The following is a 16,390-nucleotide window of genomic DNA, read 5'->3' on the forward strand; positions in this document are numbered from 1 at the left end:
TTCCCCTCCTTTCGTCCGGGTTCACGGCTGTCGGGGTCGAGTATGGCCCCTGTGGACGCACTCCGCCATCCGATCGCGGACCCGCATGGTTGCACGAGCGCCCCGGCTGCGCGAAGGTGGCGCTATGCGGACACAGATCCTTGAGCTGCACACCGGCGGATCGGAGAGCATCACCGACATCACGCGAGAGTGCGGCGACTTCGTCTCCGAGTCCGGAGGAGACGGACTCCTCAACGTGTTCGTCCCGCACGCGACAGCGGGCGTGGCGATCATCGAACTCGGAGCGGGGTCGGACGACGACCTGCTCGCGTCCCTGGACGACCTGCTGCCGGCGGACGACCGCTGGCGCCACCAGCACGGATCCAGGGGACACGGACGGTCGCACGTGATGCCGGCCTTCGTCGCTCCGCAGACCACCGTTCCCGTTCTGGGCGGAAAGCTCGAACTGGGAACATGGCAGTCCATCGCCGTGGTCGATCTGAACGTGGACAACCCCGAGCGCAGGGTACGGCTGTCGTACCTGTCGTCGTCATAGGCAGCGCGTTGACGGGACATGCCACTAGCGTGTGAACTAGGCCATCAGCGATGGTGAACGACACGAGCGGCGGGTACCGCGAGGGCCCGGCATCGTTGTGACAACTGCTTCGTGCAGGCAAGATTGAGAAAAACCATCTGTGGAGGAGAACTTTCGTGAGCGCGACCGCGGGCCAGGCACAAAGCGAACGCGGCTTGGCTGACCGACTCGGATTCAAGCCGGGTCAGGTGGTGCAGGAATTCGGCTTCGACGACGACGTCGACGAGGGACTGCGCGCATCCATCGCCGAACTCACGGGCGAGGTGCTGGTCGACGAGGACTTCGACGGTGACGTCGACGCGGCACTGCTGTGGTGGCGGTCGGACGAGGAGGAGGACCTGGCCGACGCGCTGATGGACACCGTGACGCTCATCGCCGACGGGGGCACCATCCTGGTGCTGACCCCGAAGGCGGGACGTGAGCTGCACGTGTCCCCCAGCGACGTCGCCGAGGCGGCCAACACGTCGGGTCTGTCGCAGACCAGCGCTGTGAGCATTGGATCGGAGTGGTCGGGCACGCGCCTGGTCGTTCCCAAGCGGTGACGGGCACCACCCGCACAGGGTGAGGCATCCGGTGCCGCGCGTCCGACCACGGGACGCGCGGCGCTGAGGGGCGTCCGCCGATCGGCGGACGCCGAGACCCGCCTGCCCCGACGAACACGGACGAGCATGACCCACCCGATCCCCGAGGGCGCCACCGCGCCCGACTTCTCCCTGCGCGACCAGCACGGAAGCCCCACCGTCCTCTCGGAGCTGCGCGGCGCCCCCGTCCTGCTCGTGTTCTACCCGCTGGCCTTCTCCGGGGTCTGCGCGGGCGAGCTGGCCGACCTGCGCCGGCACCACGCGGAGTTCGCGGCCCTGGGCACCACGGTCCTGGCGGTGTCGGTGGACTCGGTGTTCGCGCTGCGGACCTGGTCCGACGCCGAGGACTTCCCGTTCCGGCTGCTGTCGGACTTCTGGCCGCACGGCGGTGTGGCGGAGGCCTACGGGGTGTTCGACACCGACCGCGGCGTCGCCCGCCGCGGCACGTTCCTGATCGACGCCGGGGGCACCGTGCGCTGGAGCGTGCTCACCCACCCGGCCGAGCCGCGCGACGTGCGCGAGTACCTCTCCCAGGCCCGGTCGCTGGCGGAGGAAACGGGTGCGCGGCGACCGCCGCGAGACGGTATGATCATCCGCGACGCAGGGGCGCGTAGCTCAGCTGGTTAGAGCAATTGCCTTACAAGCAATAGGTCAGGGGTTCGAGTCCCTTCGCGCCCACCTTGGACGGCTGACGAGAACCCTTACCCAATGCAAGGGATTCGCGAAGCCCGTCCACCGAGGACAGCCCCTGGAAGCCCTCTCCGCTGCCGGAGGGGGCTTCGTCGCTGTTCAGGGTGCCCGCCAGCGTATCCCCCCACGCCGCAGGCCCCGGTGGTCCTGCTCCGCGTGGTCCACGGTCATCCTGACCATGTCATCGACCGGTTCGCTGTGCACGGCGGGGTCATAGCGGACCCCGCCGTCGCGCTCGATCATGTGGATGTGGTCGACCCTGCCCGTGGATTCCAGGTAGTGGGCGACGTGGGGGTCGTTCGCGTAGGTCGAATCGTGAAGGCGGGGGTCGACCCACCGCCCGTACCCCTTCGTGGGGTCATGACGGTCGTTCTGGTGGCGGTGGGCGCCGCTTCGGCGGGCGGCCTCACCGGATCGGGGCGGGCGACATCGGGCGGGTCGGCCGGGTCGGCCGGGGCGGCGGTTGGAACCAACCGGTTGCATGCTTTGAGAATCCTGTTTCTGGATTCACTGTTCGATGGCGCGAAAGTGCAGGTGGAAAGCCCGACGGGTGGCTGAGGTGTCAAAGGCGCCTACAAACGGTTGCATTAACCCCCCTTGACAAGGAAAGCGCTTTCTCTGACTCTCGGGTGTGCAGCACGTCACAGATCTTCATCGAGGAGAGGTAAGCGGTGAGACGACCGATTTCGCGTCGGGTCATTCCGACGCTGGCCACAGCGACCCTGGCGGCGGCGCTCGTCGCGCCGATGACCACGGCATCGGCGCAGGCGGAGAGCATCACGGGTGTGGCCGCCCAGAACGACGGGACCAACCTGAGTGCCGGGGCCGGTGCGGACGGTTCGAGCAAGGCGAGCGGGACCAGCTACGGGAACGTCGTCGACGGTGACATGGGCTCCTACTGGTCGCCGAGCGGCTCGACCGGCCGGATCTCGGTCAAGTGGGACTCCGACACCACGGTCTCCTCGATCAACATCCGCGAGGCGGCCGGGGCCGAGGGCAACATCGGCTCCTGGCGGGTCGTGGACCACGACTCCGGCGAGGTCCTGGCCACCGGCAGCGGGGCGGGCGTCATCGCCTTCGACACGGTCTCGCTGCGCAAGATCGACTTCGAGATCACCGGCTCGAACGGCACCCCCCGCGTCGCCGAGTTCGAGACCTACGCCGACGCGCCGCCGGACGACGGAGGGGACAACCCGCCGCCGGACGACGGCGAGGACCCGCCGCCGGACGACGGCGAGGACCCGCCGCCGGACGGCGGGGGCGACACCCCGCCGCCGTCGGGAGACGAGATCTTCGTGGCTCCGGGCGGCAGCGACGGCGCCTCCGGCAGCGAGTCCGACCCGACCACGCTCACCTCGGCGATCGACCGGATCGAGCCCGGCGGGTCGATCTACCTGCGCGGCGGCACCTACGACCTCTCCGAGACAGTGCACATCGAGCCGGGCAACGACGGCCTGTCGAGCGACCGCAACGAGCTGTTCGCCTACCCCGGTGAGACGCCCGTGCTGGACTTCTCCGCCCAGAGCGAGGACTCCTCCAACCGGGGACTCGCCATCGGCGGCGACTGGTGGCACGTCAACGGCATCACCGTCGAGCGCGCGGGCGACAACGGGATCCTGCTGGGCGGCAACGACAACGTCATCGAGCGGGTGACCACCCGGCACAACCGCGACACCGGGCTGCAGCTGTCGCGGTACACCGCCGGGGCTCCCCGGTCGGAGTGGCCCTCGAACAACCTCATCGTCAGCTCGGTCTCGCACGACAACGTCGACTCCGACGGTGAGGACGCCGACGGCTTCGCGCCGAAGCTCACGGTCGGGGACGGGAACGTGTTCCGCTACACCGTGGCGTTCAACAACATCGACGACGGCTACGACCTGTACGCCAAGTCCGAGACCGGCCCGATCGGCGAGGTGACCATCGAGCACTCGCTGGCGTTCGGCAACGGCTCGCTCTCGGACGGCTCCCAGCACGGGAACGGTGACCGCAACGGCTACAAGCTCGGCGGTTCGGACATCGCGGTGGACCACCGCGTCCACCACAACATCGCCTTCGAGAACGGCAAGCACGGGTTCACCTACAACTCGAACCCCGGCAGCATGACCGTCTCGAACAACCTGAGCATCGGCAACGGCGAGCGCAACTTCCAGTTCGACGGCGGCGACTCGGTGTTCCGCGGCAACACCTCGTGTGACGGCGGTTCCAGCGACCGATACAGCGGCGACGCCGACGGCTCGAACCAGTTCTGGGACGGTTCCAACGGTTCGCGCTGCACCCAGTACTCCGGGTCCATGGACTGGGGCTTCGACTCGGACGGCCGCCTCGTGGTGACCATCGGCGGTACCGAGGTCGACCTGTAGCCGTTCCGTCCCGGGGCACCGGAGCCGACCGGACACCGGCCGGACCGTCCGAACGCATCGGGCGGGCCGGCCGGCCCGGGTGCCGGCGCCAGGGCCGTCGCCCCGGCCGCGGTCCACCCCCTCGCAGTCCGAAGAGAGGTTCCCGATGACGCGGTTCAGCAGTCCCCGTAGTCCCCGTACCCACGGCGCACCGCGGGGGGCGCTGCGGCTCGCCCTGGCGGCGGCGGTGGCGGTCCTCATGCCGTTCGCGGCGGTCGCGGCGGAGCGGCCCGCCGCCGCCCAGGACGGTACGCTCACCGTCGCGGTCGACGGCAGCGACTCCGCCCCCGGCACCGTCGCCGCACCCCTGCGCACCATCCAGCGCGCAGTCGACCTGGCCGGTCCCGGCACCGTGATCCAGATCCGCGGCGGCACCTACGATCCCGATGTCAACGTCCGGATCGAGAAGAGCGGCACCTCGTCCCAGCCGATCACCATGCGCGCCTACGACGGCGAGCACGTGGTCATCGACGGGGAGAACATGGCCAACACCCCCGCCCCGCTCGGCGAGTCCTATCCGCGCATCGAGCGCGGCGCGATCCACGTCGCGGGCGACTGGTGGCGCTTCGAGGACCTGGAGATCACCAACGGGCCCTACGGGATCTTCGCCATCGAGTCCGACAACAACGTCTACAAGGACCTGGTCACCCGCGACAACTACGAGACCGGTCTGCACCTCGTACTCGACTCCAGCGGCAACCAGGTCCTGAACCTCGACAGCCACGGCAACCGCGACCCCCGCAAGAACGGCGAGAGCGCCGACGGCCTGGCCATCAAGCAGGGAGCCGGTTCGGGCAACGTCGTGATCGGCGCCCGGATGTGGAACAACGCCGACGACGGCTTCGACTCCTGGGACTTCCTCAGCCCGATCCGCATCGAGGACTCCGTCGCCTGGGGCAACGGCGTCGACCGCTGGGGCTTCCCCGGCTGGGAGGGCGACGGCAACGGCTTCAAGCTCGGACGCGGCGCGGCGGACCACGTCGTGCGCGGCAGCATCGCCTTCGACAACGCCGTGGGCGGGTTCATCGACAACGGCAACACCGGCTCGCCGCGCCTGGAGAACAACACCGCCTGGGCCAACGGCGGGAGCGGGTTCGTCTTCGACCGGTCGACCCCGACGCTGAACCGGAACCTGTCGGTGGCCAACGGGGCGGGTGTCGACCTCGGTTCCTCGGGTGGCGACGGCAACTCGTGGGACCTCCGGGACGACTGGAGCAACGCCGACCTGGTCAGCACCTCGACCACGGAGATCACGGGCCCGCGTGCCGCGGACGGCTCGATCCCCGCCACGGAGTTCCTGCGCCCGCGCGACCACACGGACCTCGGCGCCGACTTCGGTGACGACGGGGGCGGGGAAGCGCCGGTGTCCGGGCGCCACGAGGCGGAACACGCGCCGGCCACCTGCGACGGCGCCATCGAGACCGAGCACTCCGGGTACTCCGGCGACGGTTTCTGCAACACCGGCAACGCCGCCGGAGCGGCGGCGGAGTTCACGGTGGACGCCGACGGCCCGGCGACGGTCACTTTGGTCATCGGGTACGCCAACGGAGCGTCGGGCGGCCGTTCCGCGGACGTGGTGGTGAACGGCTCCACCGCGGAGACGGTCCCGTTCGCGGCCACGGGCGCGTGGGGGAGCTGGGCCACCGAGACGGTCACGGCACGGGTGAACGCCGGCGGCACCACGGTCCGGATCGTCGCCACCGGCTCCGACGGCCTGCCCAACATCGACTACCTGGAGGTCTCACCCGGTCAGGCCTGAGGGCCGGAACCGTCGGCCCGTCCCTGTGCCGCCGTGTCCGGGGCGGCGGCCAGGGGGCCGGTGGAAGCGGGGCCGGTGGACGCGCGCACGACCAGGCGGGGGGCGAGGACTTCGTGCCGGTCCCCGGTACGGCCGCCCATCCGCTCCAGGAGCAGGCGGACGGCGAGCCGGCCCATCACCAGCCGGGGCTGGTCCACGCTGGTCAGGCGGGGGCGCACGGTCTCGGCGAGGGCGGTGTTGTCGTAGCCGACCACGGACAGGCCCTCCGGGACGGGCACGCGGGAGGCGTGCGCCTGGTCCAGCAGGGCCAGGGCGGCCAGATCGTTGACGGCGAGCACCGCGCTGGGCCGGGCCGACTCCAGCAGCTCCGCCGCCGCCCGGGCGCGCTGGTGCGGGTCGTCGCCGATCGGGCGGACCACGGCGCGCCCGCCCAGGCCGAGTTCGCGCATGGTGGCGCGGTAGCCCTCACCACGTGCGCGTGAGGCGGGGCGTCCGGTCCCGGACAGGTGGGCGATCCGCTCGTGGCCCAGCTCCGCCAGGTGCAGGACGGCGGCCCGGGCGCCGGCCTCGTCGTCGTTGGCGACGGTGTCCACCCCGGGGGAGAAGGCGGTGGGGCGCCCCACCATCACCACGGGGGCGCGCCGCGCGGCCTCGGTCAGCGCGTCCGGCTCCAGCCAGGAGCTGATCACCACCACACCGTCCACGTTGAGCTGGAGCAGGGACTCCAGCTGCCGCCCCAGCCGGTGCCGGTCCCGCTGCCCGTGGGCGAGCAGCACGGTGAAGCCCTCGGCATCGGCGGACTCCTCGACTCCCGCCACGACCTCCGTGTGGTAGGGGTTGGCCAGGTCGGTGAGCAGGACCCCCAGGATCATGGTGCGCCCCTGCACCAGGCTGCGGGCCAGCGTGTTGGAGCGGTAGCCCAGGCGCTCGGCGGCCGTCAGGATGCGCTCGCGCGCCGCCTCGCCGACCCTGTCGTCGCCGCGCAGAGCCAGGGACACCAGGGACTTGGACACCCCCGCCTCCGCCGCGACGTCCACGATCGTGGGCCGCCTGTCCCGCCGCCCGGTCCCGGATCCGTCCGTCCGTCGTGTGCTCACCCCGTCATTGTGCCGTGTCCGCGAGGCCTCTCCGGGACACCGGCCCCGGGTTTTGGAACGTTCCAAGCTCGTTCGCCCGCGAGTCACCTCGCTTTCCCCCCGCGTCCGGCGCCCGTGCCTAGCGTCGACACCGAGGACACCGACCGCCGCCTACGACAGGGGAACCCTTGGACACGGCCGCCTCCGCACTCCGCCACCGCCCCGAAGCCCTGCTGTTGGACTTCGGCGGCGTGGTCTTCCAGACGCGCAAGCGGCCGGAGGGCCGCGCCCACGTCGCCCGCCACCTGGAACTGGTCCTGGCCCGCGCCGGACACACCGTGGCCGCCGACACCCTGCGCGCCTCGCTCGACGCGGGGCTCGCGGCGCTCAAGGACTGGAAGAACGCCGCGGGCCGCCGTCTCACACCGGCCGAACTCGACCACCGCACCATCTGGACGGACTTCCTGGTCTCGGACCTGGACGCCCCGGTCCGCGAAGTGCTGGCGGGCAGCGCCTCGGAGCTGCTCGCCCGGATGTCGACCCTGCTGTCCGAACACGAGGTGCGCCCCGGTATACGCGAACTGCTGGCCACCGCCGACGAACTCGGCGTGCGGGTGGGCATGGTCTCCAACGCCCACTCCGGCCGCTCCCACCGCACGCTCCTGCGCGAGGCCGGGCTGGAGGACCACTTCGGCGTGCAGGTGTACTCCGACGAGGTCGGCATCCGCAAACCGCACCCCGAGATGATCGCCCTGGCCGCACGGGCCCTGGGCACCGTCCCCGAGCGCTGCTGGTACGTGGGCGACACCCAGGACCGCGACGTGGTCGCCGGGCGCCGCGCCGGAGTGGCCGCCGTCCTGCTCACCCGCCACCACCACACGGACTCCCCGCCGTACCCGGTGCGGGTGCGGGCCGACGCCGTCCACGACACCCCCGAAGGACTGATCGCGCCCCTGCGCGAGAGCGTCCCGGCCGCCGGGGGCGCCCACGGCCGCGCCGCCACCGGACCCGGGCCACGCGCGCGCCGCTCCGGTGACTCCGAGGCCTCCCGGCTCCCCGCCGCGCTCCTCCTCGACCAGGGCGGTGTCATCGCCGACTCCACCCCCACCCCCGACGCCCAGCGCGCCTTCGCCGAACGGCTCGCCGCCCGCCTGCGCCGGGCCGGGCACGAGCTCGCCCCCGACACCCTGCTGGAGGCGGTCCTCGCCGGACGCGACCGCTACCGGGTCTGGAAGGGCGCGCACCCCGAGGGCGCCGCGGTCCCGGAGGTCTCACCCCGCCGGTTCTGGTGCGAGTTCGTCGGACGCGACCTCTCCCCGCGGGTCAGGGACTTCCTGTACGCCGAGTCCGCGCAGCTCATGGTCGAGTACGCCCGTGCCAAGAGCCACGCCCGCATGCGCCGGGGCGTGCCCGAGGTCCTGCGCTTCTGCGCGGCCCAGGGCGTTCCGGTGGCCATCGTGTCCAACACCGTCTGCGGCCGGGCCGTGCGCGAGGAACTCGACCGCTTCGGTATCGAGCACCTCGTCGGGGCGCACGTGTACTCCGACGAACTCGGCCGCCGCAAGCCCGACCCCGCCACCGTCGCCGCGGCGCTCACCGCGCTGGACGCCGAACCCGCACACAGCTGGTTCGTGGGCGACAAGCCCTGGCGCGACCTCGCCGCCGCCCACCGCGGCGGAGTCGGCACCACCGTCCTCGTCCGCGGCGGCTCGGCCGGTGACGAGCGTATCGACGCCGCCCTGACCGGCGTCGAGCACGAGCGCCCCACCCACGTCATCGACGAGATGGACGACCTGCTGGGGCTGTGGACGCCCGCCGGCCTGCCCCAGCACTCCTGAACCCGGCCCGCCCGCCCCAGCACTGCTCAACCCCGACCGCCGTACCCGTGTCCCCCGACCCCTGAAAGGCCCACCATGCCCACGTCGACGCCGCCGTCCCGAACCCCGGACGCCCCCCGCCCACCGGAACTGTCCTCCGGGCAGAAGCTCATGGTCTTCGTCCTGTCGATGACCCTGTTCGGCCTCGCCAACATCGTCACCGAGGTCCTGCCCGAGATCTCCATCGGCCCCGTCGAGCTGTCCGTCTCCTACCTGGCGTTCGTCCCCGTCGTCATGGTCGCCCTGTTCAACCCGCTCCACGCCGCCCTCGGCGCCCCGCTCGGCGAGATCGTCTTCGTCGACCTGCTGATGGGCGACTTCTCCGGCATCGGCGAACTGGAGGGCTACCTCCAGATGTTCCTCGGCCTCTACATCGGCGGCTGCCTGGTCCGCGACCCCCGCCGCAGGCCGCAGCTGCTGCTGGCGGCGCTGGCGACCGTGACCGTGGACAAGATGCTCTCCGCCGTCGTGGACATCGGCAAGGTGTGGGTGGGCGTCGCCGACGCCGAGTACGTGGAGGGCCTGCCGCAGTCCGTCCTGCTCCTGGAGGGCATCGGGTTCGGCACCGACCTGTTCATCAGCGGTGTCCTGTTCGGCGCCCTGCCCGCCATGGCGCTGGCGCCCCGCCTGTACGGGAAGATCGAGCCGCTGCTGGGCCTGGCGCCGCGCGACCCGCGCAACCCGGTCCCGCTCGCCCAGCGCGGCACGGCCGCCTTCGCCCTGCTCGCGATCGTGCTGTCCTTCGTCTCGATGATCGCGGCCTTCACCTCCGAGATCGTGGACAACTTCGGTGTCTGGGAGCCCGGATTCATCGACCAGTACGGACAGCGCTTCCTGTGGATCGGCGTCTCCGCGGCGCTGATCGTGCTCGTCGTGTCGGTCGCGGCGACGAGGTTCGTGCTCCGCTCGCGCCGTGAGCGCTCCGCCCAGGAGGCGGGAGCCGGGGCGGAGGCGTCCCAGGACGCACCGGCCGGACGTGATCCCCGATGAGCGGGCCCGAGGACGCACCGGCCATCGAGGTGACGGGACTGACGTTCCGCTACCCCGGGGCCGACGACGACAGCCTGCGCGGCGTGGACCTGCGGATCGAACGCGGCGACTTCGTCGCGGTGATCGGCGGGAACGGCTCGGGCAAGACGACGCTGTGCAAGTCCTTCAACGGACTGGTCCCGCACTACTGGTCGGGCACCTTCGACGGCTCGGTCACGGTCCTGGGCCAGGACACCCGCGACCTGACGGTGGGAGCCCTCTCCCACCTGGTCGGCTACGTCTACCAGGACTTCGGCAACCAGCTCGTGCGGCCGACGGTACGCGACGAGGTGGCCTTCGCCCCGGTCAACTTCGGACGGCCCGACCACCGTGAGCGCACCGAGGAGGCCATGGAACTGCTCGGCGTCGCGCACCTGGCCGACCGGTTCACCTGGCAGCTCTCCGGCGGTCAGCAGCACCTGGTCGCCCTGGCCAGTGTCATGGCGCTGCGACCCGGGGTGATCGTGGTGGACGAGCCCGTGGCCGAACTCGACCCGGCCAGGGCGGAACTCGTCTACGCCGCGCTGACCGACCTCAACCGCCGGCTCGGCACCACGGTCGTGGTCATCGAGCACCACGCCGAGTTCGTGGCGCGCCACGCCCGCTCCGTCGTGCTGATGGCGGACGGCGCACCGGTGTGGCACCTGCCCACCCGCCAGGCGCTGGCCCGCGCCGAGGAGCTGGACGCCCACGGCATCCCCGCGCCCCAGGTCGTGCGGGTCGCCCGGGCTCTGGACCCGTCCGGACCCGTACCCCTGACCGTCGCCGAGTCCGTCGACCTGCTGCGCGGGAGCGGACTCGGCCCCGCCGCGGCGGAGCCCTCGCCGGAGGGCGGGGGCGCGGGGCTCTCCGACCCCGGCGCCGACTCCGTCCCCGAACCCGACCCCGTCGCCGAGCTCTCCGGGGTGACCCACGGCTACCGGGAGGTGGGCGGGGACCTGTCCCTGGTGCTCGACGGGCTGGACCTGACCCTGCGCGCAGGGGACAGGGTCGCCCTGGTGGGCGGCAACGGGGCGGGCAAGTCCACCCTGCTGCGGCTGCTCACCGGGCTGAAGGTGCCGCGCGAGGGCACCGTCCGTGTGGGCGGCACCGACACCCGCACCACCGGCGCCGCCGCGCTCGCCGACCGGGTGTGCTACCTCTATCAGCGCCCGGAGCAGATGTTCCTCAAGGACAGCGTCCGCGAGGACGTGGCCATGTTCCCCACCGGGCGCGGAGCCGCCGACGCCGCCGCGCTGGTGGAGGAGGTGCTGGAGCGGGTGCGGCTGGCCGGTCTCGCCCACCGGGACGGCCGCCTGCTCTCCGGCGGGCAGCAGCGCCGCGCCACCCTCGGGATCGGCCTGGCCATGCGACCGGCGCTGCTCCTGCTGGACGAACCCACCTCCAGCCTGGACACCGCCAGCCGGGACGCGGTCACGGCGATGCTGTCCGCCCTGTCCGGCAGCATCCGCTGCACGGTGGTGGCCACCCATGACATGCACCTGGTCGCGGAGTGGGCCGACCGGGTGGTCGTGCTCCGGGGCGGGCGCGTGGCCGCCGACACCGACCCGGCCGGGCTCTTCGCCGACGAGGAGCTGATGGCGGCCGTCGGCCTGGTCCCGCCCCAGGTGGTCCAGGTGGGCGCGCGGATCGGGCTGAGCCCGGTGCCGCTGTCGGTGGCCGAACTGCTCGCACGGCTGGAGCCCTCCGCGGTCCCCGCGGGGCAGGTCCCGCCCCGTGCCGGAAGGAGCGAGGATGCGTAGGGAACGCGACACGCTGTCCGTGGAGTGGGTCAAGCTCGAACTGCTGCGGACCGCCTATGCCACCCGGGGCGGGCTGCTGTCCCGGCGCGACCCCCGGGTGGTCATCGGCTGGTACCTGATCTTCGCGGTCGTCCCCTGGCTGACCCACAACATCACCGTGCTGGCCGGGCTCTTCGTGGTCTGCGCGGCCTTCGTGGTGCTCAGCCGCGTCGGCCCGCTGGTCCTCGGGCTGTTCGTCATCGGCTTCGTCCTGGAGAGCGTCTACGTCCTGGTCGCCGCGTGGATGTTCGGCGGTGACCTGGGCACGGTCCTGGCACTGGTGGAACTGACGCTGAAACTCGCGACCGTCAGTCTGGCGAGCATGGCGGCCTTCGTCTCCCTGGACCCGGAGAAGCTCTCCGACGCCCTGCTGAGCCTGCACGCCCCGGCCATGGTGAGTTTCGGGGTGAGCTACGGCTACCGGATGCTGCCCATCCTGATGGAGGAGTTCCACACGGTCGTCGACGGGCACCGGCTGCGCGCCGCCCCGCTGCCGTCCAAGGGCCTGCTGGGGTGGCGGGTCGTGGTGCGGACGGCGACCACGGTCGTGGCCGCCTTCTACCCGCTGATGCTCAACACCGCCAAGCGGACCCGCACCACGGTGGAGGCCCTGGAGACCAGGGGGTTCACCTATGCGGCGGAGCACTCGGACGGGCGCCGGATCCGGCTCGCCCACCTCAGGGCGACCCGCGGGGACGGGGCGCTCATCGCCGTCAGCCTCCTGCTGATCGCCGCCGCGTTCGCCGCCGGCCACGCCCAACCCCTGTACGGCGCCGTCCAGTAGCGGCGGCACGCCCCGGCCCCGACGGCCCCCGGAGGGCGACTTGCCGAAACCGCATGTTCGCGTGCCAGGGCGCGGTGACCGCGGTGAGACTGGGCGCATCCGACGAGAAGGGGACCACGATGCCCACTGCCTCCCGCCGCGACCGCCGCGGCGACACCCCGCCACCCCGGACCGGGAGCGGCGAGACCGACGTGCTGCGCGGGTTCCTCGACTACCTGCGGGCCTCGATCGCCGCGAAGGTCGAGGACGCGCCGGAGCCGGCGGTCCGCACGGCCGGAGTGCCCTCGGGCACCAACCTGCTCGGCCTGCTCCACCACCTGACCGCGGTCGAGCGGTCGATGTTCCTCGGCGACGACGTCACCGACTGGCCGGCGACCTTCCGGGCCGCACCGGAGGACGGCGTGCACGACGTCGTCGCCCGCTATCGGGAGGCCGTCGAGCGCGCGAACGCCGTGCTGGACGGGTGCACCGACCTGGCCGCACCGGTCCCGAGGCCGCGCCGCTCCCGCCGTCCCGCGCCCAGCACGCGCTGGGCGCTCGTCCACATGATCGAGGAGACCGGCCGCCACGCCGGCCACGCCGACATCCTCCGGGAGCAGATCGACGGCGCGACCGGGCGCTGACCCCCGCACGCCGACCCCGCCGGGAGGCGGCGCACGTCCGGAGGCGGCACGCCTCCGGACGGGCCGCCGGGGCTCATCCCTGCCGGCCCTCGGCCCGGATCCACCGCCGTTCCAGCTCCGGCGCCAGCGTGCGCATGAACGTCGCGCCGATGTGGCTGTCGTCCCAGTAGACGAGGACGTTGCCGATCACCGGGCGGCACACGTCCGGCTCGCAGAAGCGGTCGGTCAGGTCCAGCACCGTGACGTTCGGCGGCAGGTCGAGCCCGTCCATCGGCGAGACCGCGGCCAGCGACCCCTGCGGTTCGACGGTGCACTCCCCGGGTCCGGACGCCGCCAGGCAGCCGGGCACGTCGAAGCCGAACCGGGGGGTGTCGCGCACGGCGACCACGTCGATCCCCAGGCCGTCGAGCTCGCGCCACCGGTCCACGTAGCCGTCCACGACCTGCTCCTCGCCGAACCCGGCCGACCCGTCCAGACTGGTCGTCGTCCCGGTGGTGAAGACCGTGTCCGGCCGCAGCTCCCGGAGTTCGGCCATGACCCCGCGGTTCCACTCCGCGCACGCCGTGTACGGCTCGCCCAGGTAGGTCTGCGGGGCGTCGGTGAACAGGCACGCGCCCTTGACGATGTTCACCAGCCGCCAGTCGCGCGCGTGGGCGATCTCCTCCAGGGCGGGGAACCAGTGCGCGGCGTGCGAGCCCCCGACCAGGGCGACGGTGCGCACAGGCTCGTCGGACCCGTAGACGCAGGTGATCACCTCCGTGCCGGCGGTCGTCTGGTTGCAGCCGTCGGCGTAGGTCACGGGGGCGTCCTCGGCCGCCCAGACCAGCGGCGGGTACACCGGCAGGTCCGGTACCCCTTCCGCGGCCTCCGCCCCTGCCGCCGCGCCGGGGTAGCTCGACCCGTCGGCGAGCAGGTCCGCCCACCGGGCGCGTTCGGCGGCCTGCTGGCCGGACCAGGCCGCCGCGGCCCCCAGCACCGGAAACAGGCAGGCCAGGGCCGCCGCCACCCCGCGCACCGCGGCCCGGCGCCCGCCACCGCGGCCCAGCCGGGCCAGCCGGTCGGCCACCGGGGTGGTCGCCGCCGCCAGCAGCACCGACACCGCGAGCACGGCCGCTCCGCCCGCGGGGCTCGCCAGACCGCGTCCGGTGACGGCCAGGTGGAACACCAGCACCGGCCAGTGCCACAGGTACAGGGCGTAGGAGATCGATCCCAGGTAGCGTAGCGGCCGGAGGGTGAGCAGCCGGTCGGCGCCCAGGGCCGAGCCGGAGGTGCCGGCGACGACGACCGCCGCGGCCGCCAGGGTCGGCCACAGCGCCGCGTACCCCGGGAAGACCGACGACACCTGCAGCAGCGCACCGCAGGCCACCAGTGCCGCCAGCCCGGTCCAGCCCAGCGCCACCCGCGTCGCCCGGGCGGGCCGCAGGACCGGAAGCAGGAGGGCCAGCAGCCCGCCGAGCGCGAACTCCCACAGCCGGGCGCCGGTGTCGAAGTAGGCCCACGGCTGGTCGGCCCGGGTCATCAGGACCGAGTACGCCAGCGAGAGGACGAGGACGGCCGAGAGCGCGCCGACCAGCACGGGCCGCGGGTCGCGCCCCGCCCGCCGGGCCGCCCGCACGGCGACCGCCACCAGCGCGGGCCACAGCAGGTAGAACTGCCCCTGGACCGAGAGGGACCAGAAGTGCTGGAATGGGCTGATGTCGCCGTCCCGCGCCAGGTAGTCCACGGAGTCCAGCGCCAGGCGCCAGTTCGAGTGGTACAGGAGTGCCGCGAACGCGTCCCCCGGAGCCCCGCGCCACCGCGTCTCGGGCAGCAGGAGCCAGGTCGCGGCCAGGGTGGCCAGGACGACGACGGCGGCGGTCGGCACCAGGCGCGCGGCCAGCCGCGCCAGGAAGGCGCCGTAGCGGATCCCCTCCCCGGTGGCCGCACGGACCAGGGAGTCGGTGATGAGGAACCCGGTGAGCACCAGGAAGACGTCCACGCCGCCGGAGACCCGCCCCAGCCAGACGTGGTAGGCGGCCACCAGGAGCACCGCCACGGCGCGCAGGCCGTCGATCTCGGGCCGGTGCCCGCCGCTGCCGAGGGTGGTACGCGGCGGCCGGGCGGGGTCGGCGGCGACGGCGGTGGGGGACACGGGCGGGTACTCGCTCTCGGACGGGGGATACGCGGGGGAGGCACGGGGGAGGCGCCATTGTGCCCGCCCCGGATGACCGCGCGGCGACCTCCGGTCGACAAGTCCGTCTCGGTTCCGAGACGGATTGTGCGCGCCGTTCAGGGACGGTAGGAAGGGTCCATGACTTCCCTCGGCGCCGTCTTTCGCCCCCAGCTCCCTCCCGAACGACTGCGCGGAGTGGTCCGCGCGGCCGACGAGGCCGGACTGGACGAGCTCTGGCTGTGGGAGGACTGCTTCCTGGAGAGCGGTGTGGCCACCGCCGCCGCGGCCCTGGCCTGGTCCGACCGCCTGCGCGTGGGCATCGGCCTGCTCCCGGTACCGCTGCGCAACGTCGCTCTGACCGCCATGGAGGCCGCCACCCTGCACCGGCTCTTCCCCGGCCGGGCCACCATCGCCGTCGGCCACGGTGTCCAGGACTGGATGGGCCAGGTCGGCGCCCGCGCGGAGTCGCCCCTGACCCTGCTGCGCGAGCACCTGGAGGCGCTGCGCGCGCTGCTGCGCGGCGAGCGGGTCGACACCGAGGGCCGCTACGTCCGGCTGAAGGGCGTCGCGCTCGACTGGCCGCCCGCGACACCCGTCCCCGTGCTGGCCGGCGGGCAGGGGCCCAGGACACTGCGCCTGACCGGTGAGGCCGCCGACGGCACCGTCCTGGACGCGGACATGACCGTGGACGGACTCCGCGAGGCGCGTCGGCTGGTCGACGAGGGGCGCCGCGCCGCCGGCCGCCCGGGCCGCGCCGACCTGGTCGTCTACCTGCACGCGGCCACCGGCCCGGACGCGCGGGACCGCCTCGCCGCCGAACTCGACGCCTGGGGCGGCGCCCGGGCCGAGGACCACGGCGTGGCCGGGGACGCCGAGACCGTCGCCGGGGCCGTCCGGCGGCTGGCGGAGGCGGGCGCCGACACCGTCGTCCTGCAGCCCACCGCCGACGAGCCCGACCCCGAGGGCTTCGTCCGCTTCGTCGGCCGGCAGGTCCGCCCCCTCGTCCCGCGCTGACCGCGGCCGACGGGGGCCGGTGCTAGGGTCACTCCGATGTCGATCCGCCGA

At 72.9% G+C, this 16,390-nt stretch carries 14 protein-coding genes, 1 tRNA gene and 1 pseudogene; 13 read left to right on the forward strand and 3 right to left on the reverse strand.

The genetic code is table 11. The features are described from left to right. Positions 1 to 124 precede the first annotated feature (124 nt). From HNR10_RS26540 to HNR10_RS26555, 4 genes and pseudogenes are all read left to right on the forward strand, one after another. Positions 125 to 535, forward strand: a complete 411-nt coding sequence (locus HNR10_RS26540; RefSeq protein WP_179828140.1) for a secondary thiamine-phosphate synthase enzyme YjbQ — start codon at positions 125 to 127, stop codon at positions 533 to 535. A gap of 155 nt (positions 536 to 690) precedes the next feature. Beyond that, positions 691 to 1,116, forward strand: a complete 426-nt coding sequence (locus HNR10_RS26545) for a DUF3052 domain-containing protein (protein ID WP_179828142.1) — start codon at positions 691 to 693, stop codon at positions 1,114 to 1,116. A 126-nt stretch (positions 1,117 to 1,242) separates the two neighbouring features. Next, positions 1,243 to 1,704: pseudogene (locus tag HNR10_RS26550) on the forward strand (peroxiredoxin); the annotation flags it as partial. 55 nt (positions 1,705 to 1,759) lie between these two features. Further along, positions 1,760 to 1,833: transfer RNA gene (locus HNR10_RS26555), tRNA-Val, on the forward strand. Positions 1,834 to 1,944: 111 nt separating this feature from the next. Here HNR10_RS26555 and HNR10_RS26560 read toward each other — a convergent pair. Next, a complete protein-coding gene (locus HNR10_RS26560; protein WP_179828146.1) occupies positions 1,945 to 2,088 on the reverse strand; it encodes a hypothetical protein in 144 nt (47 codons plus the stop codon). Positions 2,089 to 2,205: 117 nt separating this feature from the next. On the opposite strand from HNR10_RS26560, the gene HNR10_RS26565 reads away from it, so the two are divergent. From HNR10_RS26565 to HNR10_RS26575, 3 genes are all read left to right on the forward strand, one after another. Next, positions 2,206 to 2,403 (forward strand): hypothetical protein, encoded by a 198-nt coding sequence (locus HNR10_RS26565; RefSeq protein ID WP_179828148.1) that lies wholly within the window; start codon positions 2,206 to 2,208, stop codon positions 2,401 to 2,403. A 113-nt stretch (positions 2,404 to 2,516) separates the two neighbouring features. After that, on the forward strand, positions 2,517 to 4,205 hold the full coding sequence (locus HNR10_RS26570; RefSeq protein WP_312889424.1) for a right-handed parallel beta-helix repeat-containing protein: 1,689 nt from the start codon (positions 2,517 to 2,519) through the stop codon (positions 4,203 to 4,205). Between the two features lie 145 nt (positions 4,206 to 4,350). After that, positions 4,351 to 6,003 carry a right-handed parallel beta-helix repeat-containing protein gene (locus HNR10_RS26575; protein WP_179828150.1) on the forward strand — a complete coding sequence of 551 codons (1,653 nt, stop codon included), beginning with the start codon at positions 4,351 to 4,353 and terminating at the stop codon, positions 6,001 to 6,003. On the opposite strand, the gene HNR10_RS26580 is transcribed toward HNR10_RS26575, so the two are convergent. Then, positions 5,994 to 7,100 carry a LacI family DNA-binding transcriptional regulator gene (locus HNR10_RS26580; protein ID WP_312889425.1) on the reverse strand — a complete coding sequence of 369 codons (1,107 nt, stop codon included), beginning with the start codon at positions 7,098 to 7,100 and terminating at the stop codon, positions 5,994 to 5,996. The two genes, HNR10_RS26575 and HNR10_RS26580, sit on opposite strands and share 10 nt — an antisense overlap. Before the next feature lie 167 nt (positions 7,101 to 7,267). Between HNR10_RS26580 and HNR10_RS26585 the strand changes: the two genes are divergently transcribed. The 5 genes from HNR10_RS26585 to HNR10_RS26605 all read left to right on the forward strand — a co-directional run bounded on the left by HNR10_RS26585 (position 7,268) and on the right by HNR10_RS26605 (position 13,173). Continuing rightward, positions 7,268 to 8,917 (forward strand): HAD family hydrolase, encoded by a 1,650-nt coding sequence (locus HNR10_RS26585; protein ID WP_179828152.1) that lies wholly within the window; start codon positions 7,268 to 7,270, stop codon positions 8,915 to 8,917. 75 nt (positions 8,918 to 8,992) lie between these two features. Beyond that, a complete protein-coding gene (locus HNR10_RS26590) occupies positions 8,993 to 9,946 on the forward strand; it encodes a cell division protein FtsQ (protein WP_179828154.1) in 954 nt (317 codons plus the stop codon). Beyond that, positions 9,943 to 11,727 (forward strand): ABC transporter ATP-binding protein, encoded by a 1,785-nt coding sequence (locus tag HNR10_RS26595; protein WP_179828156.1) that lies wholly within the window; start codon positions 9,943 to 9,945, stop codon positions 11,725 to 11,727. The genes HNR10_RS26590 and HNR10_RS26595 overlap by 4 nt, the downstream gene beginning before the upstream one ends. Next, on the forward strand, positions 11,720 to 12,550 hold the full coding sequence (locus HNR10_RS26600; RefSeq protein WP_179828158.1) for an energy-coupling factor transporter transmembrane component T family protein: 831 nt from the start codon (positions 11,720 to 11,722) through the stop codon (positions 12,548 to 12,550). The genes HNR10_RS26595 and HNR10_RS26600 overlap by 8 nt, the downstream gene beginning before the upstream one ends. A gap of 119 nt (positions 12,551 to 12,669) precedes the next feature. Further along, complete coding sequence (locus HNR10_RS26605) at positions 12,670 to 13,173, forward strand: DinB family protein (RefSeq protein ID WP_179828160.1); 504 nt, start codon at positions 12,670 to 12,672, stop codon at positions 13,171 to 13,173. A gap of 73 nt (positions 13,174 to 13,246) precedes the next feature. Here HNR10_RS26605 and HNR10_RS26610 read toward each other — a convergent pair whose 3' ends face one another. After that, entirely contained in the window at positions 13,247 to 15,304 is a 2,058-nt protein-coding gene (locus tag HNR10_RS26610) for an acyltransferase family protein (RefSeq protein ID WP_179828162.1), read from the reverse strand. 159 nt (positions 15,305 to 15,463) lie between these two features. Here HNR10_RS26610 and HNR10_RS26615 point away from each other — a divergent pair, with 159 nt between their 5' ends. After that, positions 15,464 to 16,339: an LLM class flavin-dependent oxidoreductase gene (locus tag HNR10_RS26615; protein WP_179828164.1), complete on the forward strand. Its 876-nt coding sequence runs from the start codon at positions 15,464 to 15,466 to the stop codon at positions 16,337 to 16,339. The last annotated feature ends 51 nt before the right edge of the window (positions 16,340 to 16,390 follow it).

It is taken from the genome of Nocardiopsis aegyptia, from assembly GCF_013410755.1.
Taxonomy (GTDB): domain Bacteria; phylum Actinomycetota; class Actinomycetes; order Streptosporangiales; family Streptosporangiaceae; genus Nocardiopsis; species Nocardiopsis aegyptia.

Excerpts from the sequence above, each read along its gene's own strand:
- HNR10_RS26540 (WP_179828140.1), top strand. The coding sequence starts at position 125 with ATGCGGACACAGATCCTTGAGCTGCACACCGGCGGATCGGAGAGCATC.
- HNR10_RS26560 (WP_179828146.1), bottom strand. The coding sequence starts at position 2,088 with ATGATCGAGCGCGACGGCGGGGTCCGCTATGACCCCGCCGTGCACAGC.
- HNR10_RS26565 (WP_179828148.1), top strand. The coding sequence starts at position 2,206 with ATGACGGTCGTTCTGGTGGCGGTGGGCGCCGCTTCGGCGGGCGGCCTC.
- HNR10_RS26575 (WP_179828150.1), top strand. The coding sequence starts at position 4,351 with ATGACGCGGTTCAGCAGTCCCCGTAGTCCCCGTACCCACGGCGCACCG.
- HNR10_RS26590 (WP_179828154.1), top strand. The coding sequence starts at position 8,993 with ATGCCCACGTCGACGCCGCCGTCCCGAACCCCGGACGCCCCCCGCCCA.
- HNR10_RS26595 (WP_179828156.1), top strand. The coding sequence starts at position 9,943 with ATGAGCGGGCCCGAGGACGCACCGGCCATCGAGGTGACGGGACTGACG.
- HNR10_RS26600 (WP_179828158.1), top strand. The coding sequence starts at position 11,720 with ATGCGTAGGGAACGCGACACGCTGTCCGTGGAGTGGGTCAAGCTCGAA.
- HNR10_RS26605 (WP_179828160.1), top strand. The coding sequence starts at position 12,670 with ATGCCCACTGCCTCCCGCCGCGACCGCCGCGGCGACACCCCGCCACCC.
- HNR10_RS26615 (WP_179828164.1), top strand. The coding sequence starts at position 15,464 with ATGACTTCCCTCGGCGCCGTCTTTCGCCCCCAGCTCCCTCCCGAACGA.